Source organism: Bacillus sp. 196mf (assembly GCF_003217275.1).
GTDB classification, from domain to species: domain Bacteria; phylum Bacillota; class Bacilli; order Bacillales; family Bacillaceae_G; genus Bacillus_A; species Bacillus_A thuringiensis_S.
Map to the genome: position 1 here is coordinate 265,784 of NZ_QJTG01000001.1, position 23,300 is coordinate 289,083.

Genomic DNA, 23,300 nt, shown 5'->3' on the forward strand with positions numbered 1-23,300 from the left:
AGGTGTTGGAAAGCAATGCCTTTTCTTCTATGTATATGTGACAAGAAGGGGGGAGCTGAAATGAAGAAACATTTTTCAAAGACACAATTAATGGGGATGCTCCTCATCATATTTGGATTCGGTCTTTTTCTTGATATGATACTTGGACATTTTGAACCAGGTGGTCTCATTTTTGCATTTATTATGCTTATGTTTGGAAGGCATTATCGTAAAAAGAATCGTTATGTACGGGGAAATGTATTTTTATTTGTTGGTGGTATCGTATTTTTATTCTTCTTATTTTCATCAGCAGCATTTGTTCTTGTCGTATTTGCTTGTTTAGCTTTAATTGGTTATCAATTGATTCAACAAGGGCATCAGCAAAAAGCAATGAAGGTTGAAATTAAAGAAAAAGGGATTATAGACGAAGAGAAGCAAATATATCGTACAGAACCATATTTGAAAAATATGTTTGTAGGCAATGTACGAATGATGGATCATATTTATGAACTTGAGGATATTAATGTTCAATACGGTGCTTGTGATGTGGAAATAGATTTAACTACTGCTATGATTCCAGAAGGGGAAACGATAATTGTTATTCGGGGTGTCGTTGGTAATATTCGTTTATATGTGCCATATGATATTGAACTTTCTTTAAATCATTCTGTTATTGTCGGACGTGTGCTCTTGCCAGGTCATGAAGAGACAGGGTTTAACCGCAATGTTACATTTAGAACAGAGCAGTATAAAGAGGCTCCTCGTCGTATTAAAATTATTTCTTCGCTTGTCGTAGGCGACACGGAAGTGAGGAAAGTATAATGAAGAAACAAAAAAATATTTCGTGGATGTATATTCGTTATTCTATGTTGTCCTCAGTTAGTATCGCACTCATTTGTACAATTGTATATGTATGGAAAAGCGAGCAACAAGTGTATGATTTATTATGGAAGGAATCCATCGCTTCTGTTCCAATTGGCTTGTTTATTATGACTACAAGTTTACTTATCGGGGGAATTGTAGGATATGCAATCGGTTACTATATAGAGCAGCGTATACAAGGATTAAATACGTTTCTATTTGAAGTAGAGCGAGGGAATTTTCCGAGCGATGTTTCGTTTACTGCAGATGATGAATTTCATGAAGTGGAACGAAAAGTAATCGTTTTGGCTCGTCGATTAGAGGAGCAAGCTGGACTCTTTCAAAAAGTAACGAATGAACGAGCTCATTGGAATGAAGAGATGAGACAAGAAGCGATTTCTCAAGAAAGGCATCGTTTAGCAAGGGAGTTGCATGATTCAGTAAGTCAGCAGCTTTTCGCAATGTCGATGATGATGTCAGCGATTAATGAACAAATAACTGAATTTCCAGATGTGACAAAAAAACAATTACAACTTGTTGAAAATATGGTTGTAAATGCTCAATCAGAAATGAGAGCATTGCTCCTTCATTTACGTCCTGTACAATTGGAAGGTAAGAAACTGACAGAAGGTATAGAGGAATTATTAACGGAATTATCGCGAAAACAACATATGAAAATTGAATGGCTTATTGAGCCAATAGAATTAAAAAAAGGTGTAGAAGATCATTTATTCCGTATTGTGCAAGAAGCGCTATCAAATACGTTGCGACACGCAAAGGCAAAGAAAACAGAAGTGCGCCTTCGAAAAATTGATCAATATGCGATTTTAAAAATTATTGATGACGGCGTTGGGTTTGAAGTAGGCGTTAATAAGGCAGGTTCATATGGCCTAAGATCGATGCAAGAGCGTGTTCATGAAATTGGTGGGACACTCAAGGTGCTTAGTTTCCCGGCCAAAGGTACACAAATAGAAGTAAAAGTACCGATTATGATTGAGAGAGGGGGAGAAGTATGATAAAAGTATTGCTTGTCGATGATCATGAAATGGTTCGTATGGGTGTATCGGCATATTTATCTACACAGCCAGATATTGAAGTAGTAGGGGAAGCTGAGAATGGACGAAAAGGATCAGAATTAGCATTGCAATTAAGACCGGATATTATTTTAATGGACCTTGTTATGGATGAGATGGATGGTGTCGAAGCAACACGTGCTATTATTCAAGAATGGCCAGAAGCAAAAATTGTAGTTGTAACAAGCTTTTTAGATGACGAAAAATTGTACCCTGTTATTGAGGCTGGTGCGACCAGTTACTTATTAAAAACATCAAGAGCAAGTGATATTGCTGATGCTGTACGAGCTACTTATGATGGAGAAACAGTATTAGAGCCGAAAGTTACCGGGAAAATGATGTCCCGTATGCGTCAAAAGAAAGAGCAACCTTTGCATGATGACTTAACGGAAAGAGAGTTTGAGATTTTGTTATTAATTGCAGAGGGAAAAAGTAATCAAGAGATTGCGGACGAGTTATTTATTGCACTGAAAACGGTAAAGACACATGTGAGTAACATATTAAATAAATTGAATGTAAGTGATCGTACTCAGGCAGTTATTTATGCATTTAGGCATCAATTAACGAAGTGATAAAGTGAAGCTTTAATTGGCGGGGAATTCCTCGCTGATTATTGGCTCGCTACAATATAGATTTGGCGTTAAAACCATCGAATGTTTTTATTGACGATAAACAATGTAAGCGTTATCATTAAGGTGTTAACAGTACATATAAAGGGGAGAATGTATATGTTAGTTCAAACTATATTCGGAATGGATAAGTCTAAAAAATTAGGGGAGTATGTGAACGCATTACAAGCGCTTTGTGAACAATATAATGTTGAAACAGATAAAATTGCGATTATTGAGGCAACAGAGGAATACTATTTATTTTTAGTAAAGCAAGAAGAGCGCTATGATGTTGTCAAGGTAGAAACAGTTGATACAAATATTGAATATTATACGAAAGCTTATAAAATAAGCAGTTTTAATCATACTGCTTATCAAATGTAAAAAAACTCCCTTTTGGGAGTTTTTTTAGGAGGCTTTTACTTCGTTAGATTCGATTAGTAATGGAACTTTTTTCGTACCGCTTAACTTAGCGATTGTAAGGCCAAGAAGAGCTCCTGCTAATGCTGGTATTAGCCAACCGATTCCTTCATTATATAAAGGGATAAATTCAAAATATGGTGTGATGAATGAAACTGAAATACCACCTTGTTTTAATCCATCAAATACGCTCACTACAGCTGCTCCGATTAAAGCACCTACATAAACAGAGCGATATCCACCGAAGTATTTATGAAGTAATGATAGTAGTACGAGTACAATCGCAATTGGATACACAACAAGTAGAATTGGAACAGAGATTGCGATAATTTTTGTTAAACCTAAGTTGGCAACTAATAATCCTAATGCGCAAATGATACTCGCGAATGTTTTGTATGAAAATGTAGTCAATAATGTTGAAAAATATTGGCTGCACGCAGATACGAGTCCAACGCATGTCGTTAAACAAGCGAGTGTAACGATAAGAGATAATAGGAGCAAACCGTACGGACCGAATAATTGTTGTACGATAACAGTAAGTAGCTGTCCGCCATTTTTTGCATATCCGAGAGAGACACTAGTTGCCCCAAGCCAGCCTAGTGCACCATATACAAGTACGAGTCCTGTAGCGGCAATAAGCCCTGCTTTTGCTGTGGCGATGGCAATGGACTTACGATCATTCACACCTTTAGAACGAATTGCATTTACAACGATAATTCCGAATGCAAGTGCTGAAATAGTGTCCATTGTTAAGTAGCCTTCCATAAAGCCTTTGAAGATTGGAGAAGTTTGATACTCTTGCATTGCTGGTCCTGATTGCCCAAGTGGTGTAAATACACTTTTAACAAACAATAAGAAAATAGAGAGTAATAAAATAGGTGTTAATACATTTCCAATACGATCAACAAGTTTAGATGGATTCAAACTCAGCCAAAATACGATAGTAAAGAAGATGATTGTATATACAAATAGCACTAGGCTGCTAGAGCGGATTGTTTCTGGTAAGAAAGAACTAACACCCATTTCATAAGCGACATTTGCAACACGTGGGATGCCCATAGATGGACCGATAGCAATGTATACAATTACTGTAAAGAAAATTCCGAATAATGGATGAACATGACTTGCAAGTTGCTGCATCCCATTTCCAGATAGAGAAATTGCGATAACAGTTAGTAGTGGTAAGCCAACTCCTGTTAGTAAAAATCCAATCATTGCTGGCCAAAAGTTTTCACCTGCATTTTGGCCAAGCATGGGAGGGAAAATTAAATTACCTGCCCCAAAAAATAAAGAAAATAGCATAAGACCCGTGAAAAAAATATGTTTTTTTGATACAGTGTTCATTGTTTTTCCTCCTTTTTTAAATTCATTTGTAAGAACACAAAAAACTCGTCCCTAAAGAAAGGGACGAGTTATATTTACCCGCGATACCACCCTAATTTACACATGTAGAAATAAATCTATATGTATACGGCTTTGCAACGTACAACATGATACGTGTTCCTTGTAACGGGGGACGGCCGGTAAGAACTTACTGTAACATTCGGTTCTACTTCTCGGAGATGATTTTCGGTTACGCACTGAACGTTGGCTTTCAGCAAATCGCCAACTCTCTGGGGAACAGTTCTATAACGTACTCGTTCTCGTCAATGAATTTTTATTCAAGTATTCTGACAGTATTGTTGCATGTTTTTTTTAGAAAGTCAATATGTTTTTTTGAAAGATATATTTATATACGGAAATATCGAAAGTAATATTCGTTGTTGCAAAAGGAATAATGAATTGTAAAATGGGAGTAAAAATTTGTGGAGAATTGTAAAATTTATAGAGAAAGTTGATATTTATAGGAGTAAAGAAGGGATTATTTGAATTTACAGAGAATATTACAACAATCCACTTGCTGGAAAGAACAAACCAAAAGAGGTGACTGAAATGCTTGCGATGGGAGTATTATTTGGCATTATTGCTATAATTGGTTTTATGTGGTTATATTATTCGCGTTCGTTTAAACAAGCAGAAGTTTTACTCTTTCAAAAAGGTAGTTTGTTGACAAATCAGTCTAGATATTTAGTATGTCCGAAGTGTGGAAGTGCACAGGCCAGAAGTGGAGGATATCAAGAGTGTTGCAAAATTAGATTATGAAAGAAAGGAAGCCTCACATTATTTTGTGAGGCTTCCTTTCTTACAACTTCATGGCGCTCCAAATTGTCCATCGATCTCTTTCAATAATAGGAGAGACGTTTTGTAATGCGGTCTGTATATGTTGTAGAAGTTGAGAAAGTTCATCATCTGTTAACTCATATAGAATGGATCGACCTGTTCGAGGAGATAAATCTTGTAGCAATGCTTCTACAGAATCATGTATTTTTCGTACTTCCCATTGTGTTTGTGTGGGAAGCACGTGAAGAGAATGTTTTTGTAATTCTTTCTGTATCGTGTTGGTTTTTGGGCGTCTTTTTGACTCTATTTCAATGAGTTTTGGAAATATAGAGAAAAAATATCCACGAATGTGTTCGGGACTTCCTGGAACTGTACAATCTTCAATCGTTCGATCTTGTAAAATAAGTACACCGTTTTTATTTAATATACGAGAAGCTTCACATAAAAATGTAGGAATGTCTTGTAAATGATGAATAACTGCACGAGAAATAACTATGTCGAATGTTTCATTAGGGTATGGGATATTATGTGCATCACCGTGGATGAAAGAAATATTTGGAATGTTGCCGCAATTTTCTTTTGCAGCTTGTAATATTTCTTTTGAAAAATCAAGTCCCACAACATTTTTGGCTCCCATAAGAGCAAGTTCTTTCGTATAAATCCCGCCACCGCAGCCAATATCAATTATTTGCTTGTTTTGTATGTCTGTAATGTTTTTTACCATTTCAGCCCAAGAAATATGAGCGTTTCTTGTTGCGTATGTGTATTTATTATTTGGATCATGAAAATTAATGGACATGATAAAGACCTCCTTTCAATGATTAGTATAACTTATTTAATAGGATGTCACGTTTTTGTTTTATGTATGAAGGTTATAAGAATTTCTTATCGTAAAAGGAGGATTAATTTGAAAGGGAAATATGTATTGTTGTTATTTGTTATGTTACTAGCAGCTTGTGGTCAAGCTGAGCAAAAAAAAGAAACAAAAAAAGTAGAAGAGACGGTGAATGAAGTGAAAGAAACAATAGAGGTAACCGTTATACAAAAAAAACATAAAGAGAAAAAGTTGCAGGAATCAGAAGCGAAGTTAGTAATAGACATTTTGGATAAAGCTGAGAAACAAGAAATAACCGGAAGCTTCGGTGAACCTGAATATGAAATACAAATTAGTAGAGATGGGAAAAAAGAAACTTATTATGCATGGTTAAGGGGAGAAGATAGACGAGGATGGGTGCAATATAAGAAAGCTATGTATATGTTGAATGAAAAAGATACGGAAAAGCTTTTGGCTATATTTCCAAATGTTTCAGAACAAAAAGAAGATGAGATGCAGGTAGGTCCTTTAACGGAAGTAACAAAAAAAGATTTGCAGATTACTACGTTTCATATTAAAGCGGGCGATCAAAACGTGAATTATATGGTACGGTATACGATTTCACAATCACTATACAACAAGTTAGTGAAGGAACGAGAGTATTATTTGCAACTCACTTTCCCAGAAAAAGTTCAAAAATTAATTGGAGCAAAAGAGAGTGAAATGATTTTAGGTGAAAAAGTAAAGGAAGGGTATAAGCAATATGAATTGAAGGCTACTGTTCCGATAAAAGGTGCTTCAGAATCACAATTAAAATCATTAGAAACATATTACGAAAAGTATGATTTGAAAATATTAAACAGTGAAAAAGAAAAAATAGGCGTGTTTCAAAATATAATTCAAATCGTTAAAGAGTATGGTGAAAAAATGAATTTTCAAAGATAAAGTGAGACTTTAATCGGCAGAGGATGCTCATTTTTCGTTGATTAATAGTCTTTGCCAATTCGGCGTTGATTCCCGCTTAACTTCTTTGTTCCAACTGAATTTTGAGATAAGATCCTTATTGGCTGTAACTGAATTGAAATTCTATATAGCCTTTCCTAGGAAATGATAATAGAGAGGGGAGAAGAACACCCTCTCTATTATTTTGCTTTTGCAGATGGCTCATTCATTGATTTTCGTGTAATAAGAAATGAAATCATAAGAGCGGAAAGAATGATAAGAGTGATAAGTAAGTGATTTGGCAACCAATCTAATAATAATACATAGCTCACTGTATAAAAAATAAGAGTTGAAGCTAAAAATGATAAAACACTTATTATGAGAGATTGTAAATTCATTCGTATATACCTCCTTTATTTATATTTTTGGCTAAAAATGGATTAAATAAACATTATTTCTAACAATAGAAAAAAATATGTCATAATAGAGAAAAGAACAAGCTTTGATGAATGAATAGGATTCATTAATGAGAGATAAAGGAGAGGAATATGAAAAATAATAAAAAAGGATTATGGGGAATTATTGTTGCGATAGGTCTATTTTTACTGTCTAAGTTAAAGTGGGTATTTGCAATTTTTAAATTAGCAAAGTTTTCAACGGTATTTAGTATGTTTCTATCGCTTGGCGCATACGCAGTTCTATATGGTTGGAAATTTGGAGTGGCGCTCATTTATTTGTTGTTTGTTCATGAAATGGGCCATTTATGGGCTGCGAAAAGAAAGGGGATCCCAACATCGCCAGCAATCTTTATTCCGTTTATGGGGGCCCTTATTGGAATGAAAGAGATGCCGAAAAATGCGAAAGATGAAGCTTACATCGCCTATATGGGGCCGCTTTTCGGACTTCTTTCATTTTTACCCGCGATTCCACTTTATATAATGACGCAAGAGCCGTTTTGGGCGCTTGTTATTTTGCTTGGAAGTATGATTAATTTCTTTAATTTAATTCCTGTTTCGCCGCTAGATGGTGGGCGAATTATTTCAGTTGTCAGTACTAAAATTTGGGGAGCAGGCCTTATTTTATTACTTGGCTATTCAATTTACTTTAAAAGTATTTTGGGAGGATTTATTGTTATTATCGGTTGTATGGAATTATACAGAGTGATAAAGAGAGATGAGCCGATTAAGGAATTAGGGCATAAAATTGATGGAATGAAAGAATATGTTGCTAGGCTTGAAGAGGAATTAAAAGAAACTGGAGCTGTACATCGGACTATATACATGATGCATCATGAGATGAATGCATTAAGACAAAGAGAACGGGAAAAAGAGTTACAAATAGGTGAACTTCAAAAAATGGAAGTGTTAGAGTATCTTTTACCGAAGTTTGAACCGTTAGATTATGTTCCATATGAAGATGAAAAAGATGAGTATACTATTCACATAAGAGAAGTATTTGAAGCGTCAGAAAGAAAATTAAATGAATGGAAAACAGAAAAGGAACAACAAGAAAACTATTATAAAGTGGATACGAAAACGAAATGGACAGTATTTGCTTGTTATATCGGATTAATAGCTATACTTGGTTATACAGCTTATGAAGGTTATATTGTTTTACAGGAGCATTTGCCAAGACGAAATGTGTAGAAATATATTGTCGAAATGATAGGAAGAATTAATACAGGAATTATATTTCTACGAGAGAATGTTACAAGTATAGTCATACATTGTAATATCTTTAGTAGAGAAGGAGTTCTGTATATGAAGAAATTGTTAAGTGTATTCGGGATTATTATCGTAATGATCATTGCGAGTTATAGTCTTATGAAAGTGCTGTTACATTATGCGAATAAGCCTGCTGAGGTAAATACAATAGCTCAAGTAGAAGATGTGCAAGAAGAGACAAACGTGCTAGATTTTATTCGAATGACACATGAAAGCTATAATAATTTCTTAAATTACGGTAAAGCAGAGAATTATACAGACGGGGATTGGAAGCAATTTAAGCAATGGTTTCAACAACAAGAACCATCTTTAAAAAATATACATACGGAAATAAAGAATGAAAAAATAAAACGCGATGTAAATAGAAGCTATGAAATTGTAAAAAAAGGTGTGGAACTTCAAAATATTGAGTATGTAGTGTATGCCCACCGTGTATATCATGACTTGGATATTATCGTAAATAAATATAGAGGTGAAACGAATATCTGGGGGTATACGGAGTTTGGCGATGGGAAAGATAGAAAGGTAATTGAACAAGCTATACAAACAAAATAATAAGCTAGCTAGAATTCTAGTTAGCTTATTTTCTTTTGTAAATGCAATGTTCATATATTATTCACAAAAACAACGTGTTAATAGTGATTAAAATCACAATCTGCATTATAAGATTCAGTTAAACTAAAAACAGTTAAGGAAATAGAGGAGTGGGATACAATGTTAAGTGCAAAAACAATTGAAATCGTAAAGTCAACAGTACCATTATTACAAGAAAAAGGCGTTGAAATTACAACGAGATTTTATCAAATTTTATTTTCAGAACATCCGGAGTTATTGAATATTTTTAACCATACGAATCAAAAAAAGGGAAGACAACAACAAGCGTTAGCGAATGCTGTTTATGCAGCTGCAACGTACATTGATAATTTAGAAGCAATTATTCCGGTTGTAAAACAAATTGGTCATAAGCATAGAAGTTTAGGTATTAAAGCTGAGCATTATCCGATTGTAGGTACATGTTTACTACGTGCCATTAAAGAGGTCGCAGGTGCACCTGATGAAGTTTTAAATGCATGGGGAGAAGCATATGGTGTCATTGCTGATGCATTTATTAGCATTGAAGCAGAGATGTATGAAGAAGCTGCACATAAAGAAGGTGGATGGAAAGACTTCCGCAACTTTGTGATTGTTAAAAAAGTGAAGGAAAGCGATGTTATTACGTCATTTTATTTGAAGCCTGAAGATGGAGGGAAAGTTTCTTCATTCATCCCAGGTCAATATGTAACGGTTCAAATCAATATTGAAGGTGAGACATATACACATAATCGTCAATACAGTTTATCCGATGCACCTGGGAAAGAATATTATCGTATTAGTGTAAAGAAAGAAAAAGGTGTAGATACACCAGACGGTAAAGTATCTAATTACTTACATGAACATGTAAAAGAAGGAGATGTTTTACCAGTAAGTGCACCAGCGGGAGATTTCGTGTTAAATATGGATTCAACGTTACCAGTTGTACTAATTAGTGGTGGAGTAGGGATTACACCGATGATGAGTATGTTAAATACGTTAATTGAACAAGATTCAAAACGTAATGTATATTTTGTTCATGCAGCAATAAATAGTAATACACATGCAATGAAAGAACACGTTAAGGCAGTAGAAAATGAATATGAAAAAGTTAAAGCATATACTTGTTATTCTGCACCGACTGAAAAAGATTTAGAAATGAAGAACTTTGATAAAGAAGGTTTCGTTGAAAGCGAGTGGTTAAAAACTATTATTCCGACAACTGAAGCAGAATTTTATTTTTGTGGTCCAGTAGCATTTATGAAGCATATAAATGCTGCACTAACTGATTTAGGTGTGAAACAAGAGCATATTCATTATGAATTTTTCGGCCCAGCAACAAGCTTACAATAAGACGAATGAGAATAAACAAAAAAACGAGGTATTTATTTTACCTCGTTTTTTATTTGTTCTCGTAATAAACGGTTAACTGTTTCACGGCGTATGCCTATCAGTTGACCAATTTCAATTTGTGTTAATATTTCATATATAGGAATGTCACCTAAATATAATGTGAACCATTCTTGTAAACGATGAAGACGTTCTTTCGGAGAGACGGTTGTCAATTGATCAATTCGTTGTTGCATCATTCTTAATTTAGATTGCAATTGCATAGCGATGTTGGCATATGATTCGGGATTTGCTTGAAGTCTCTCATACCATTCACTACTAGTGATCGGTTCAACTTCTGTTTTTATTAAAGCGATAGCTGTACCGTGATATTCTTTCGGTGAAATTAAAGAATGATGAGGTATTGTTTCACCTGGAACGATAATGTTGAATAAAAATGGTGTTCCGTCTTCCTCTAGCCGAACTACTTTTAATAAGCCTGTTTTTATAAAGTATAAAGGACCGTCCTCGCCTTGACGGAATAGTACATCTCCTTTGTGTAGAATCAATGTTAGCCCCCCATTAATATGTTTCTATTTCTTCTATTTTAGCGTATATGTATATAGACAATATGCTATTTCAACAGCAATTTCATTGACGAAATGTATGCTATTACAGTAGTATACTATTTAGTGTGTAATAGTACTAGCAATGAATACGCTGTAGGGGGTTTAGTATATTGTTAGATGCGATGAGAATGACGGATATGAGAATTCCGGCGAATGCTATCATTCATGTAGAAGAGATGAAAGGTGGAGTCGTTTTATCCGTTGAAGTAGACGGCCAAATTATTTATACGATGGCTTATGATGAAGAAACAGATAGTTATGCTGAATTATATGATCGAAATGATAAGAGGGCGTGCCAAGTACATGAAGACTTTATGGGATGGTCACTTCTTCACTAAAAAAGATGTCAATATGACATCTTTTTTTATTAAATCGATAGAATATACAAAGAAATGAAATATAAGGATAAAATTTGTAATAATTGATTTTGCATTGTTAGCACTCTGTAACTGCAAGTGAACTATTTTTTCGCTATCATAAAGATAACAGTCGCAGTTATAGGAGTGGTCAACTTGAAGAAAGTACATATTTCAAATTATATGTTATTATGTGTTTGTTTAATTTTATTTGTTCTCCTCGGAGGATTTTTATATTCATGTGTATAAGAAAAACGCATTCTAAAAAGAATACGTTATAAAAGGGAAATAATGATTAATCTAGTTCCAAGAATAATTAACGTAATACGTAATAAATTAATTACGGCGTTACCACTTAGTTTTGTATTAATATAAGCCCCGATTTTTCCGCCGATCCATGCACCAGGAATAAGGATTAATGCATAAATCCAGCTGACATTTCCAAGTGAGATGTGAGTTGCAGAACTTACAATTGCTGATAGAAATACGATGAACATTGAAGTTGCTACTGCAATATGTGCTGGGAATGCAAAAAGAAGCATCATTGCTGGAACAAGTAAGGCACCGCCACCAATTCCAAATAACCCAGATATAAACCCAACTATAAAGGCAATAAAGATAGCAAGAAACGGTGGGAATTGATAGTGTACAGTATTTCCATCATTATCTGTAAAAGAACGCTTAATTACAGACGTATTTGAGAGGGAAAGAGGTTTTAATTTGTCTCGAAGCATAAGTAGAATTGAGACGAATATAAGGAAAATCCCAAAGTATAAAGAAAATGTGTCTTGGTTTAAAAATTTATTTGCCCATGATCCGATAATACCACCAGGGCCGCTTCCGATAAATAAAATAAGTCCACTTTTATAATCTACTCGTTTATGCTTCATGTAAGTAAGGGTGGAAGATAGCCCTGTAAAAACGACTGTTACCATAGAAGTCCCTACTGCAAGTTGTGGTGATAAACTGTGTAATCCAATTAATAACGGAACAATAATAATTCCGCCTCCAAGCCCAACTAGGCTGCCGACTGTCCCGGCGATTAGTCCGATGAAAAGTAACATGATGTATTCCAAAATTGCCAACTCCTCTAAATAACTTATCCACCAATTATTATACACGCTTTTTAATGAGAAATAGGCTTGTTCACAAAAAAGTCGTCTTCCTAGAAAAATAAGGAAGACGACTTTTGATTAGAAAACAAAATGTAATAGATAGTAAAACAGAGCAGCTAAAGAAGCTGAAATAGGAAGTGTAATAACCCATGTAATTAACATACGTTTTGCAGTTCCCCATTTTACCCCTTTCACACGGTGAGAAGCACCAACCCCTAAAATAGAAGAAGAGATAACGTGCGTCGTACTAACTGGTAAGTGAATGAATGTTGCACCGAAAATAACAAGTGATGATGATAAATCGGCAGCTACACCATTTACAGGACGAATTTTCATAATTTGTCCACCGACAGTTTTAATAATTTTCCATCCACCGACAGAAGTACCAAGCCCCATTGCGATAGCACAAGATAATTGTACCCAGAACGGAATATCGCTAGAAGTATGATAGTTATTAGCCATAAGAGCCATCGTAATGATTCCCATTGCTTTTTGTGCATCATTCGTACCGTGTGTATAGGCTTGTAATGCTGCAGTGAAAATCTGGAATATACGGAAGTTTTTGTTCGTTTTCGTTAAGTTAAAGTTTTTAAAGACCACTTTAAAAATACTGTATACGATATAACCAATAACGAAAGCGATAATTGGTGAAATGATTAAAGCTTCAAGAATTTTAATGAATCCTTTAAGGTTTAATGAGCTAATACCAGCAGCAGCAATGGCTGCACCTGCGATTGAGCCAATAATTGCATGCGAAGAACTACTTGGGATACCGTAGTACCAAGTAATTAAGTTCCATGCTATCGCCGCAAGTAAAGCAGCTAAAATTACAAGAGAACCATTTTGTAAAGCAAATGGGTCAACGATATCTTTTGTAATCGTTTTTGCTACACCTGTAAATGTCATTGCACCTAAAAAGTTCATAATAGCTGCCATAATAATTGCATGTCTAGGCTTTAGAGCTTTCGTTGAAACAGCCGTGGCAATAGCGTTTGCTGTATCGTGAAATCCATTGATAAAGTCAAAAGCTAAAGCGCAAATGACTACTAAAACGGTCAGTATCAAGAGTGTATCCATGATCAAACTCCTTACGCATTCTTCATAATAATTGTTTCTAATACGTTTGCAACGCTTTGACAGCTATCAGCTACTTCTTCAAGCTCTTCGTAAATCTCTTTAAATTGAATAATCTTAATCGGATCTTTCTCACGAGAGAATAAGTGCTTAATCGCATGACGACGAATATCATCGCATTGTGATTCGTAATCCTTAATCTTAATCGCGTTCGTACGAATGTCGACTAACTTCTTTTTAGACAGTAGTTCAACAGAATTTGCAATTTCAATTGCACATTGATTAATTGCTTCTACGAATTTAATCATGTATTCATCAGCTTCTGTAATAGAATACATTTCGAACAGACCAGCACTGTGATCTAATCCGTCTAATACATCATCCATACTCATTGCAAGTTGTAGGATGTCCTCACGTTCAATCGGAGTAATAAACGCTTTGTTTAGCTCCATAATGATTTCGTGAATAAATGAGTCACCTTTTGACTCATACTCTTTCATGCGCATAGAAAACTCTTTTAAATCGCTAGCATTTTTAATTTTATACTCCACGAAAAATTGCGCGCCTTCTTTTAAATTTTCGGAAACATTCATTAACATTTCAGAAAATTTATCTTTTTTTGATTTAAAGACCATTATTGTTACCCCCACAAAAGTAATATATGTAAAATATATTGGCTAATCAATTCTAACAAAAAACTGTCGTTTTTTAAAACATTTTATCGAAAAGTTTACAAAAACTTAACATAACTCTCGTTGTTCTATTAATAATATTAATATCCAATAGTGAATATCTTACTTGTAGAATGTCCTTTTCTTGCAAAAAGTATGAATGTAAAAGAAAAGCTTTACACTATAGGAATGACTACGTTATTATAATAAATTTAAAAGGCGGTATATTCTTCCTTTTAAAAAGAAGAGTGTAAATAAATGAAGGAAGTGAACGAATGAAATTGAAGAACACTCATTTTAAAAAAATGCTTGAGTGGTTCAATAAGAGGAAGAAACTTCGTAATTCATTAATTGTATTGGGAAGTGTACTCGTTACTCTATTTATTGCTGTAAATATAATAATTTCCATTCAAGACATATCTGAATTAAAACAAGCTGTTCCACAACCGACTTTAATTTATGATGCAAATAATGAGGTCGCAACTAAATTAGCTTCTTCGAAAACAGAAGGCGTTAAAAGAAAAGATATTCCTGATATTATGGTTCAGGCAATTGTTGCAGTAGAAGATAAGGGATTTTTTAACCATCATGGTATTTATTATAGTGGAATTATAAGTGCAGTTTTTAAAAATATTACAGCAGGAGAAGTTGTAGCAGGGGGAAGTACAATTACACAGCAGCTCGCGAAGAATGTATTTCTGACACAAGATCGTACATTTTCTCGTAAAATAAAGGAATACTTTTTAACGAAAAAAATAGAACGTACTTATACAAAAGATGAAATTATTGAAATGTATATGAATCAAATTTATTTTGGGGAAGGTGCTTGGGGGATAAAGAGGGCAGCTAAATCTTATTTTGATAAAGAGGTAAAAGATTTATCAATTTCAGAAGCTGCAACGATCGCGGGCTTAATTAAAGCGCCGTCTGCGTATTCGCCTTATAAAAACTTTAATAAATCAATTGAACGACGTAATGTCGTATTAAGTTTAATGAAGGAACAAGGATATATTTCTGAAGAGCAATACAATAAAGAAAAAGAGTCAGGCCTTGTATTAAAACGTGGGGTTGATGATAAATATAAAGGTAAATACTCCCAATATGTAGACTATATAGTTAGAGAAGCGATGGATAAGTATGAATTAACACAAAATGAAATTTTAGCAGGTGGTTATCGTATTTATACTGAGCTGGATCCGAAAAAACAACAAGCTGTAGAAGATGTTGTGAATAATGATAGTTATTTCAAAGATAGTGGCTCAGATCAACTTATGCAAACGGGTGTAGTCCTTATAAATCCCAAAACAGGCGGTGTTCCAGCTTTAGTTGGGGGGAGAGGACCATATCAGTTTTTACAATTTAATCATGCTACGCAATTAAAAAGACAGCCAGGTTCAACATTAAAGCCTCTAGCTGTATATGTACCCGCTTTAGAACAAGGGTATGAGGTATACGATATATTAAAGGATGAACCATTTCATATTAAAGAATATGAACCTAAAAATAGTGATCAGGCTTTTCATGGTAATGTGACAATGTACGAAGCGGTAGCAAAGTCGTATAATGTTTCTGCTGTGTGGTTATTAGAACAAATAGGATTAGATAAAGGATTGAAATCTTTAGAGCGATTTGGTATTCCATTAGTACCAGAAGACCGTACGTATCCAATTGCTTTAGGTGGGATGCATGTAGGGACATCTCCATTTGTAATGGCCCAAGCATATAGTACATTCGCTAATGATGGGGTTCAAGTAGAGGCTCATGCAATTAGAGAAGTTCAAAATGCTGAAGGGGAAATAATAGGGAAATGGTATAAGAAAGAGACACGAGTGACGAGTGAGAAAATCGCTCAAAAGATGACGTATTTATTAAAAGGTGTTGTAGAAAAGGGAACAGGTGGAAAAGCGAAAGTTAATAATGTTGATACAGCAGGAAAGACAGGGACGACTCAACTTGTAAATGGTCCGAGCGTAGGAGCGAAGGACTCGTGGTTTGTAGGATACACACCAGATTTAGTAGGTGCGATTTGGGTGGGATATGACAAAACAGATAGCGAGCATTATGTGCCAGGTGGTAGTCAAATTACGACGACGATGTTCCGGGACATCATGAAAAAAGCAAATGCAAACCCAGCCCAAAAAGCGTTCCAATTGTCGTTAATATCTGAGGCTGACTATAAAAAACAATTGCAAACAATTGAAGAAGAAAAGAGAAGAAAAGAAGAAGAAAAGAGAAGGCAAGAAGAGGAACAACAAAGGAAAAAAGAACAGCAAGAGTGGTTTGATAAAGTGAAAGAGTGGATTCCATCATTATGGTAAAAAAAGAGGCGAATTTCATTATTCGCCTCTTTCTCATGTGAAAAATAAAGTGAGCTCATAATGAGTGAGATAAATGCTACTATTCATTAAGAGTAATGTTCGTAATGCCAAAAGATTGAGAATCGTATGTGACGATTATTGTTCCTTTACTAATCGGTTCGTAAGGTAATTCTTCTTCATAACTACCATTATTTTCATTATGGATAGACAGCGTGATTTCATCAATTCCTTTATTTGTATACTGATCTTTAATCGTTTCAGCAATTTGAAGTAGAGTTTCGTAGTTAGAAGCTTTCGTAATAAGCATTCCTTTTATAACTTTTTTTTCATTATTTGTGGAATTGGAATAAGGGATGTCGTTTTGTTTTGTATACAAAAGTTTGTATGGAACTGTTTTTCTCTCCGCTTTTGAAATAGTGGAATATTTTAGAGTTAAAAAAAATCCTACACATAAAATAATGCATACCATAAGAGCAATCCAAATGCGTATCAGTGACATAACTCTCATTTTTCATCCCTCTTTCATATCTTTGACTTCATTATTTATCATACAAAATGAGGATTAAGATAGAGTAAATTTGAGGTAAAGAAACGTAAAGAAGGAGCACTTATCCTCCCAAATAAGTGATCCTTTTTATTAAAAGAGAGATTTAATAGACAATCAAAATCACATCTATTACTTATAAATGTGCTTAGTTCTCCCAAAATATTTTCGGAAATTGTGGTTAGTAAATTCGGAAGACAGATAGTGTCGCAGTTGTATCGCCCGCAGGTCCTTGAGCGCCTTGAGGCCCTTGAGCACCAGTAGTCCCCGTAGTTCCTCCACCTAGGCAACCAGATCCATATTGAACTAGAATAGCTTGACCAAGAGCTTGAAGAAGTCTAACAAATTCTGTAAGTTCTGACTTAGGGATGTTAATATGGCTACATGCTCTTACTTCTCAACAATCATTACCATAAAATACTTTTCCTTTATTTTTATTGTTCATCTTTTCATTCTTTTCTTTCATAGAATCATTAGTCATTACTATATATTAAAATGAAATTTATACTAAATTCGTGATGGACAAACTACCATTTCTAAAAAAATAAGAAATTGGCCCACCTAGAAAGAAATAAGTAAGATATAGAGAAAGGTTTATATAATGTAAAGAAGAAAAGTGCAACATAAAAAACTACATGCTAATTGTTGGGAGTGTTTAACAATTGGCATGTAGTTCGTGGATTAGTCCTTTATTTACATTGATTTAATTTTTCAAGGGTTGTTTTAGGTAAGATTGGAATTGAAATAGTGAAAGTTGTACCATCTTCATTACTAGTCATTTTTAATGTGCCGTTATGATTTTGGATGATTTTTTTTGTTACTGACAAGCCTAGTCCTGTTCCCGAATCCTTCGTTGAGAAGAATGGATCAAAGATATATTCTTGAATAGCTGGAGGAATACCAATTCCATTATCTGTGAAAGTAATCCGAACGAAGTTATCAAGGCGATAACTAGTGATTTGAATAGAAAGAGGTTTGTCGCCTTGAGCATCGACGGCATTTTGAAATAGATTTAAAAACACTTGAACAAGTTCATGTCGATCAATATTGACTAAAATATCATCTAATTCATTAGAGAAGTTATAATCAATTGAAATGTTATGCAAGGAGACTTCACTAGCTAGTAACTGTTGAATATAGTCACGTAAAAATGTATTGATCGGAAACGGTTCTCTTGTAAATTCCCGTGTTTTTGAAACAGCTAAAAATTTTGTAATAATATTATTTGCACGATCTAATTCAGGGATAAGCAAGTTTTTAAATAACTCTTGATTTGATGTAGAAACGCTTTCTTGTAAAAATTGTAAGTATCCTCGTACTGTTGTAAGAGGATTTCGTACTTCGTGTGCAATTCCAGCTGCGATTCGCCCTGCTAACGAAAACTTCTCTGCATCACGTTCTGTATTTAAATAATGAAAGACACTAATAACTCTAAAAATCTCACCGTTATAATCACGAATAATTCGGTTATTTATAATACCGTAATTTTTGTCTAAAACTTCTTCATTATATATTTCTGTTCCCGTTCTTAATGTTTCAATTGCTTTAATTTTTTCTTCCGGCAAGTTTAGTAATTGTTGAATTGGTTTTCCAATAATATCATTGCGTATTACACCGAAATCATCTGAGGCAACTTGATTACATAAAGTAATATTCCCTTTACTATCGACAAAGGTTACATGATGTGAAAAGGCATCAAAAATATGAACAAAGTGTTTTTCAAGTTGTTCAAATAAAAATAATGAATCACAAGTAAGTTGAAAATTAGCTTCTTTATTTTCTTTTGGTATTTCTTGAATGGAATGAGTTGTTCTGGTTTTCTTTATTCGTAAACCAATATGTGGATTTTTGTATGTGAAATGATGTGGTAATTGATTCACAAGTTCTTCATAAAAACGCACTTTATTTTCTAGTTCTTCAATTCGTTTTTCATGAGATACAGTAGCATCGTTTGGAAGCATAAATAAATAACCCCTCATTTTAAAAATTCTTCCATATAGTATATCATATTTTTATAAGGATACTCTTAAAGAAAAGGCTACATAATGCAAAGTGTTTGGAAAGTGAATAGAAGATGAAGTTAAAAAGGGAGGGATATATGTGCTGTTCATTGGAGTGACAGGATGGGGAGATCATAATTCTTTATACATAGATTCCTATGAAAATAGAAATAAATTACGAACATATAGCGAGTATTTTCCTATTGTGGAAGTGGATAGTTCATTTTACGCGATGCAACCTGCACGAAATTATATAAAATGGGCAATGGAAACGCCGAAAGATTTTTCTTTTGTCGTAAAAGCGTATCAAGGAATGACAGGACATATGAAAGGTGAAATTCCTTTTTCTACGTTCGATGAGATGTTTGATTTGTATAAACAGTCTATTCTTCCTTTATTAGAAGCTGATAAATTAAAAACAATTTTATTTCAATATCCACCATGGTTTGATTGCAAAAAGAAAAATGTAGATTTTCTTCGATATACGAAAGAAAAAATGGAAGGTTTACCATGTGCAATAGAATTTCGAAATCAAACATGGTTTTATCCAGAAATGAGAGATAAGACGTTACAGTTTCTAGAACAGGAGAAATGGGTTCATACAATTTGTGATGAACCACAGGCTGGGATAGGTTCTGTGCCACTCGTGTTAGAGGTTACGAATTCAGACATGGCATTAATACGTTTTCACGGTCGAAATGTTCATGGTTGGCTTGATAAAGGGGAAAATTGGAGAGCGGTTCGCTGTTTATATCGCTACAACAATAAAGAACTGGAAGAATGGGTTGAACGACTAGAGCAATTAAAAAAGAAAACAAAGGATATATACGTACTGTTTAACAACAATTCAGGTGGGGATGCAGCAGATAATGCGAAACAGCTTATGAAAATGATGAACATTACATATGGTGAGCCGAAGCCGGAGCAATTAAATTTTTTTGAATGATAATAAACAAGAAAGGCACTGTACAAACAGGGGGAATGTACATTGCCTTTCTATATGAAAAAGAGGGGTAACAATGTTACTGAGCGTTTGGTTGATTCATCAATTGTTGGCTTCATAATAAATGATAATGGTTATCATTATCATTGTCAATGGTTTTTCTAAAAATATATAAAAAACTTTGTATATTTTAAATAGAGATAAAAAAAGAACAGCGATTAATGCTGTTCTTTTCCGTTGACAAATTGTTGTAAATCAAAAGGAGTTATCGCCTGGATAAATTCTTTTGAGATAAGTGTTTGAACGAGAGTGCTCTCAGAGATAGAAGCACCTGTTTTCTTTTCATAAGCTTGTTTTAATAAATCAAGTTTTTCAGCCGTTTCTTTTGGTAATTCAATTGTAAGTGTGTTCATAATTTCTCCCCCTTAGTATTAGAGTACCACTACAGTATAGGAGAGACAAGAAAAGAGAATATGAAATATAAAAAAGGTTACCAAATTTTCAAATGGTAACCTTTTTTATGTATAAGAGTTATTAAGCAATACCGATATACTTTAAAGTTTTTGATGGAGTACTGTGATCAAAGAAGTGTTGTAAAAATGCAATATCAACACCTGATTTGTATGCACAATAACCCCAAGTTTTTCGAAGTGTATGTGAGCTAATCCCTTCTAATCCAACTTCTTTTGCAGCTTTGTTTAAAATGTACCATGCATGTTGTCTCGTAATAGATTTTGTTCCTTTTTGAGATTTTAGCAATGGTTCATTACGTTTCCAAGTTTTACGTTCTTTCATGTAGTCTTCGATTGCGTGCTGTAAGTCTTCATTTACAGCAAACCATTTATGTTTCTTCACTTTTTCATTGTAAAATAAAATGGAATGGCGAACATTTTCATTTTCATCGATTACATCACTAACTTTTAATTGTAAGATTTCACTTACTTTTAAGCCAGAATTTACAGCTAATACGAATAATAAGCCATCACGTTTCGAAGATTGTAAAAGTATATTTTTGATAGTTTCTAATTGTTTTTCATTTTGAATAGGTTGTCCTGCTTGTTTCATTTCACGCACTCTCCTCTTTTATATGTGTAAAGGAAAGGATTAACTTGTTTCTTACTATAAAGGGAGAGTGTGAATTTCATGTGAACTCCTAGTGAAATTAAGACAAATTATTTGACTTCTTTTACTTTTTGTAAATTGAAATAGAATACAACACTGTTAGTCGTATTATACACACCGTATTCGGCATGATGGAGGTCTAAAATGTTTTTTACAATAGATAATCCGAGACCAGTACCTCCAGTGTGACGGCTACGTGATGCATCTAGACGATAGAAGCGATCCCAAATTTTTTCAAGACTTTCTTCAGGGATAGGGTTTCCTGTATTTTCGATTTCGACTTTTACGGTATCTTCTGCCTCTATAATAGAGACTTGTATTTTTTCTCCATCTGGCGTATAACGGATTGCATTACTTAGTAAGTTCACAACTACTTGCTCAATACGGCTACGATTTGCTTTAACAAGTATAGAAGGGTCTGCATCGATGTTCACTTGTAAATGTTTTTCTTCCATGCTAAATAATAATTTTGTGTAGACTTGTTGCGTTAATTCACCGATTGAGAACGTCGTCATATCTAGTTTGTAAGTACCAGATTCCAACTTTGCTAATTCTAACATTTCAACAATCAGCCTGTTCATATTTTCTGTTTCTTCTAAAATAACATCAGTATAATACGAAGTATCCTTACTAACACCATCTTTAATTCCTTCTGCAAAACTTCTAATTACGCTCAGTGGTGTTTTTAATTCGTGTGACACGCCAGAAATGAATTCTTTTCTTGTTTTTTCCAATTGACGTTCACGTTCAATATCTTGTTGTAACTTTGTATTAGCGACATTTAATCGATCGATTCGATCTTTTAAATTTACAGATAATGTATTGATACTGCCAGAAAGCCCGCCAATTTCATCGTCAGCTGTAACAGGTAATTTCTCGCTGAAATCAAAATTAGCCATTTTTTTTGTAACACGATTTATTTTAATTAATGGCTTAACAATGATTTTTGAGTAGTAGAAGGATAACAAAATAATAACGAGAAACACGATAATTAAGGCATAAACATAATAATCTTTTAAAACGAGCATCGCTTCATTAACAGGCTGCAAAGATGCTATCGCAAAAGCGTATTCTGTAATCTTTCCGTTTTCTATAATCGGTTTTACAAAGATACTATTTTTTATATTTTCTCCACCATCTAATATAAAAGTACTTAATTGGTTCGAGTTAGAAGTGCCCTCTCTAATCATATCTGCGAAATATTGAACGGCTTGTAATGTTTCAATATCATTTGCAAGACGAACCTCAGCTTTGGATGGGAGCTGTAACTTAGTTATAACACCTGTAAAGACGATTCGAGTTGTAGATTTGTATCGGCTTGCAAGTCTGTTCTTAGAAGGGTTACCATTAATTGACTGAAAATCCGAATAGAAATGTTCGTTCTGCCATTGATTATAATTCGTTCCTAATTTTTGTGGTGTGATTATATTATTCTCTTGTACGACTCCATCAACATTGATTATTACATCTTTTTTTAAACCTAAATTTTCGAATTTATTATATTCTTCTGGTGTTAAAAGATTATTGAGTGGAATGGAATACTGTTTATTATTGTTGGGATTAAATACATCGATATAGTAATTGTTATCACTTTTAATAATACCGTTAGAATCCAAAAACTGCATATCTGCATTTGTTTTATCATGAAATTCTTGTTTTAGTTTTCTAACCTGCTCATAACTTTTATCACTTTTATCATAATTATCTACGAATTTTTCAAAAGCAGTTTGGACTGTTTTTACTTTCTTATTAATATAAAATTTCTCTAAAAATAGAGATTGTCCTAGGAAAAAAAGTAGGAATATGATTGTAAATAAAGTGGATGTTAATAAAAATAGTTTAAAGACGATACTTCTGTTTTTCACTGCGTCACCTCTTATGAGAAATACTGTAAATGATTTCTTTATCCCGCCTTAACAGGTAATAAGACTCCTACTTCAAAATTCGGCAAATACAAGGGAGTTAGGCGGGAGATCAACTGCCCGTAAAATCCTGATTGGTTCAACTAATAATCAATGGAGAATGGGAAAAATCCCCACTGATTAAAG

Annotated in this window: 24 protein-coding genes, 1 pseudogene and 1 other annotated feature; of the genes and pseudogenes, 12 read left to right on the plus strand and 13 right to left on the minus strand. The window is 34.0% G+C overall.

Annotation, left to right across the window (positions count from 1 at the left end):
- The first annotated feature begins 60 nt into the window (after positions 1-60).
- The 4 genes from liaF to ATL10_RS01565 all read left to right on the plus strand — a co-directional run bounded on the left by liaF (position 61) and on the right by ATL10_RS01565 (position 2,905).
- A complete protein-coding gene (gene liaF / locus ATL10_RS01550) occupies positions 61-801 on the plus strand; it encodes a cell wall-active antibiotics response protein LiaF (protein WP_000716093.1) in 741 nt (246 codons plus the stop codon).
- Entirely contained in the window at positions 801-1,856 is a 1,056-nt protein-coding gene (locus ATL10_RS01555) for a sensor histidine kinase (protein WP_000744326.1), read from the plus strand. The genes liaF and ATL10_RS01555 overlap by 1 nt, the downstream gene beginning before the upstream one ends.
- Positions 1,853-2,485, plus strand: coding sequence for a response regulator (locus tag ATL10_RS01560; protein WP_000598707.1), 633 nt, complete (start codon positions 1,853-1,855; stop codon positions 2,483-2,485). Before ATL10_RS01555 ends, ATL10_RS01560 begins: the two co-directional genes overlap by 4 nt.
- Before the next feature lie 81 nt (positions 2,486-2,566).
- Positions 2,567-2,905: a DUF3922 domain-containing protein gene (locus tag ATL10_RS01565; protein ID WP_072939635.1), complete on the plus strand. Its 339-nt coding sequence runs from the start codon at positions 2,567-2,569 to the stop codon at positions 2,903-2,905.
- A gap of 24 nt (positions 2,906-2,929) precedes the next feature.
- Here the strand turns inward: ATL10_RS01565 and brnQ3 are convergent, their stop codons facing one another.
- Entirely contained in the window at positions 2,930-4,285 is a 1,356-nt protein-coding gene (gene brnQ3, locus ATL10_RS01570; RefSeq protein WP_001099141.1) for a branched-chain amino acid transport system II carrier protein BrnQ3, read from the minus strand.
- 56 nt (positions 4,286-4,341) lie between these two features.
- Positions 4,342-4,600: a binding site (T-box leader), on the minus strand.
- 273 nt (positions 4,601-4,873) lie between these two features.
- Between brnQ3 and ATL10_RS01575 the strand changes: the two genes are divergently transcribed.
- Positions 4,874-5,083, plus strand: coding sequence for a hypothetical protein (locus ATL10_RS01575; RefSeq protein ID WP_000880630.1), 210 nt, complete (start codon positions 4,874-4,876; stop codon positions 5,081-5,083).
- 40 nt (positions 5,084-5,123) lie between these two features.
- Here the strand turns inward: ATL10_RS01575 and ATL10_RS01580 are convergent, their stop codons facing one another.
- Positions 5,124-5,900: a class I SAM-dependent methyltransferase gene (locus ATL10_RS01580; RefSeq protein WP_000026288.1), complete on the minus strand. Its 777-nt coding sequence runs from the start codon at positions 5,898-5,900 to the stop codon at positions 5,124-5,126.
- A gap of 108 nt (positions 5,901-6,008) precedes the next feature.
- Between ATL10_RS01580 and ATL10_RS01585 the strand changes: the two genes are divergently transcribed.
- On the plus strand, positions 6,009-6,860 hold the full coding sequence (locus tag ATL10_RS01585) for a YhfM domain-containing protein (RefSeq protein ID WP_000677052.1): 852 nt from the start codon (positions 6,009-6,011) through the stop codon (positions 6,858-6,860).
- A 197-nt stretch (positions 6,861-7,057) separates the two neighbouring features.
- Here ATL10_RS01585 and ATL10_RS01590 read toward each other — a convergent pair whose 3' ends face one another.
- Positions 7,058-7,255, minus strand: coding sequence for a hypothetical protein (locus ATL10_RS01590; protein ID WP_001053359.1), 198 nt, complete (start codon positions 7,253-7,255; stop codon positions 7,058-7,060).
- Between the two features lie 150 nt (positions 7,256-7,405).
- On the opposite strand from ATL10_RS01590, the gene ATL10_RS01595 reads away from it, so the two are divergent.
- The 3 genes from ATL10_RS01595 to hmpA all read left to right on the plus strand — a co-directional run bounded on the left by ATL10_RS01595 (position 7,406) and on the right by hmpA (position 10,504).
- Positions 7,406-8,503: a site-2 protease family protein gene (locus ATL10_RS01595; protein WP_000794493.1), complete on the plus strand. Its 1,098-nt coding sequence runs from the start codon at positions 7,406-7,408 to the stop codon at positions 8,501-8,503.
- Between the two features lie 114 nt (positions 8,504-8,617).
- Complete coding sequence (locus tag ATL10_RS01600; RefSeq protein WP_000735528.1) at positions 8,618-9,136, plus strand: hypothetical protein; 519 nt, start codon at positions 8,618-8,620, stop codon at positions 9,134-9,136.
- Positions 9,137-9,295: 159 nt separating this feature from the next.
- Complete coding sequence (hmpA, locus tag ATL10_RS01605; protein ID WP_065228520.1) at positions 9,296-10,504, plus strand: NO-inducible flavohemoprotein; 1,209 nt, start codon at positions 9,296-9,298, stop codon at positions 10,502-10,504.
- 32 nt (positions 10,505-10,536) lie between these two features.
- On the opposite strand, the gene ATL10_RS01610 is transcribed toward hmpA, so the two are convergent.
- On the minus strand, positions 10,537-11,049 hold the full coding sequence (locus ATL10_RS01610; RefSeq protein WP_110496337.1) for a Crp/Fnr family transcriptional regulator: 513 nt from the start codon (positions 11,047-11,049) through the stop codon (positions 10,537-10,539).
- 170 nt (positions 11,050-11,219) lie between these two features.
- On the opposite strand from ATL10_RS01610, the gene ATL10_RS01615 reads away from it, so the two are divergent.
- Positions 11,220-11,447 carry a hypothetical protein gene (locus ATL10_RS01615; protein ID WP_000883009.1) on the plus strand — a complete coding sequence of 76 codons (228 nt, stop codon included), beginning with the start codon at positions 11,220-11,222 and terminating at the stop codon, positions 11,445-11,447.
- Between the two features lie 293 nt (positions 11,448-11,740).
- Here the strand turns inward: ATL10_RS01615 and ATL10_RS01625 are convergent, their stop codons facing one another.
- From ATL10_RS01625 to ATL10_RS01635, 3 genes are all read right to left on the minus strand, one after another.
- Positions 11,741-12,541: a sulfite exporter TauE/SafE family protein gene (locus tag ATL10_RS01625; protein WP_000455762.1), complete on the minus strand. Its 801-nt coding sequence runs from the start codon at positions 12,539-12,541 to the stop codon at positions 11,741-11,743.
- Positions 12,542-12,658: 117 nt separating this feature from the next.
- Entirely contained in the window at positions 12,659-13,657 is a 999-nt protein-coding gene (locus tag ATL10_RS01630; RefSeq protein WP_000380276.1) for an inorganic phosphate transporter, read from the minus strand.
- An 11-nt stretch (positions 13,658-13,668) separates the two neighbouring features.
- Positions 13,669-14,289 carry a DUF47 domain-containing protein gene (locus ATL10_RS01635; RefSeq protein WP_000231445.1) on the minus strand — a complete coding sequence of 207 codons (621 nt, stop codon included), beginning with the start codon at positions 14,287-14,289 and terminating at the stop codon, positions 13,669-13,671.
- Positions 14,290-14,600: 311 nt separating this feature from the next.
- On the opposite strand from ATL10_RS01635, the gene ATL10_RS01640 reads away from it, so the two are divergent.
- Positions 14,601-16,643 (plus strand): transglycosylase domain-containing protein, encoded by a 2,043-nt coding sequence (locus ATL10_RS01640; protein ID WP_000769253.1) that lies wholly within the window; start codon positions 14,601-14,603, stop codon positions 16,641-16,643.
- A 79-nt stretch (positions 16,644-16,722) separates the two neighbouring features.
- Here ATL10_RS01640 and ATL10_RS01645 read toward each other — a convergent pair whose 3' ends face one another.
- From ATL10_RS01645 to ATL10_RS01655, 3 genes and pseudogenes are all read right to left on the minus strand, one after another.
- Positions 16,723-17,151, minus strand: coding sequence for a hypothetical protein (locus tag ATL10_RS01645; RefSeq protein ID WP_065228522.1), 429 nt, complete (start codon positions 17,149-17,151; stop codon positions 16,723-16,725).
- A 217-nt stretch (positions 17,152-17,368) separates the two neighbouring features.
- A pseudogene (locus tag ATL10_RS01650) lies at positions 17,369-17,653 on the minus strand (hypothetical protein).
- A 223-nt stretch (positions 17,654-17,876) separates the two neighbouring features.
- Positions 17,877-19,148 (minus strand): ATP-binding protein, encoded by a 1,272-nt coding sequence (locus ATL10_RS01655; protein WP_110496339.1) that lies wholly within the window; start codon positions 19,146-19,148, stop codon positions 17,877-17,879.
- Positions 19,149-19,287: 139 nt separating this feature from the next.
- Between ATL10_RS01655 and ATL10_RS01660 the strand changes: the two genes are divergently transcribed.
- Positions 19,288-20,133 (plus strand): DUF72 domain-containing protein, encoded by an 846-nt coding sequence (locus tag ATL10_RS01660; RefSeq protein WP_000897363.1) that lies wholly within the window; start codon positions 19,288-19,290, stop codon positions 20,131-20,133.
- A 215-nt stretch (positions 20,134-20,348) separates the two neighbouring features.
- Here the strand turns inward: ATL10_RS01660 and ATL10_RS01665 are convergent, their stop codons facing one another.
- The 3 genes from ATL10_RS01665 to ATL10_RS01675 form a co-directional block, all read right to left on the minus strand.
- Entirely contained in the window at positions 20,349-20,543 is a 195-nt protein-coding gene (locus ATL10_RS01665; protein WP_001094860.1) for a DUF3924 domain-containing protein, read from the minus strand.
- A gap of 121 nt (positions 20,544-20,664) precedes the next feature.
- On the minus strand, positions 20,665-21,195 hold the full coding sequence (locus ATL10_RS01670; RefSeq protein ID WP_000806236.1) for a tyrosine-type recombinase/integrase: 531 nt from the start codon (positions 21,193-21,195) through the stop codon (positions 20,665-20,667).
- Positions 21,196-21,302: 107 nt separating this feature from the next.
- Positions 21,303-23,117 (minus strand): sensor histidine kinase, encoded by a 1,815-nt coding sequence (locus ATL10_RS01675; protein ID WP_090975937.1) that lies wholly within the window; start codon positions 23,115-23,117, stop codon positions 21,303-21,305.
- Positions 23,118-23,300 lie beyond the last annotated feature (183 nt).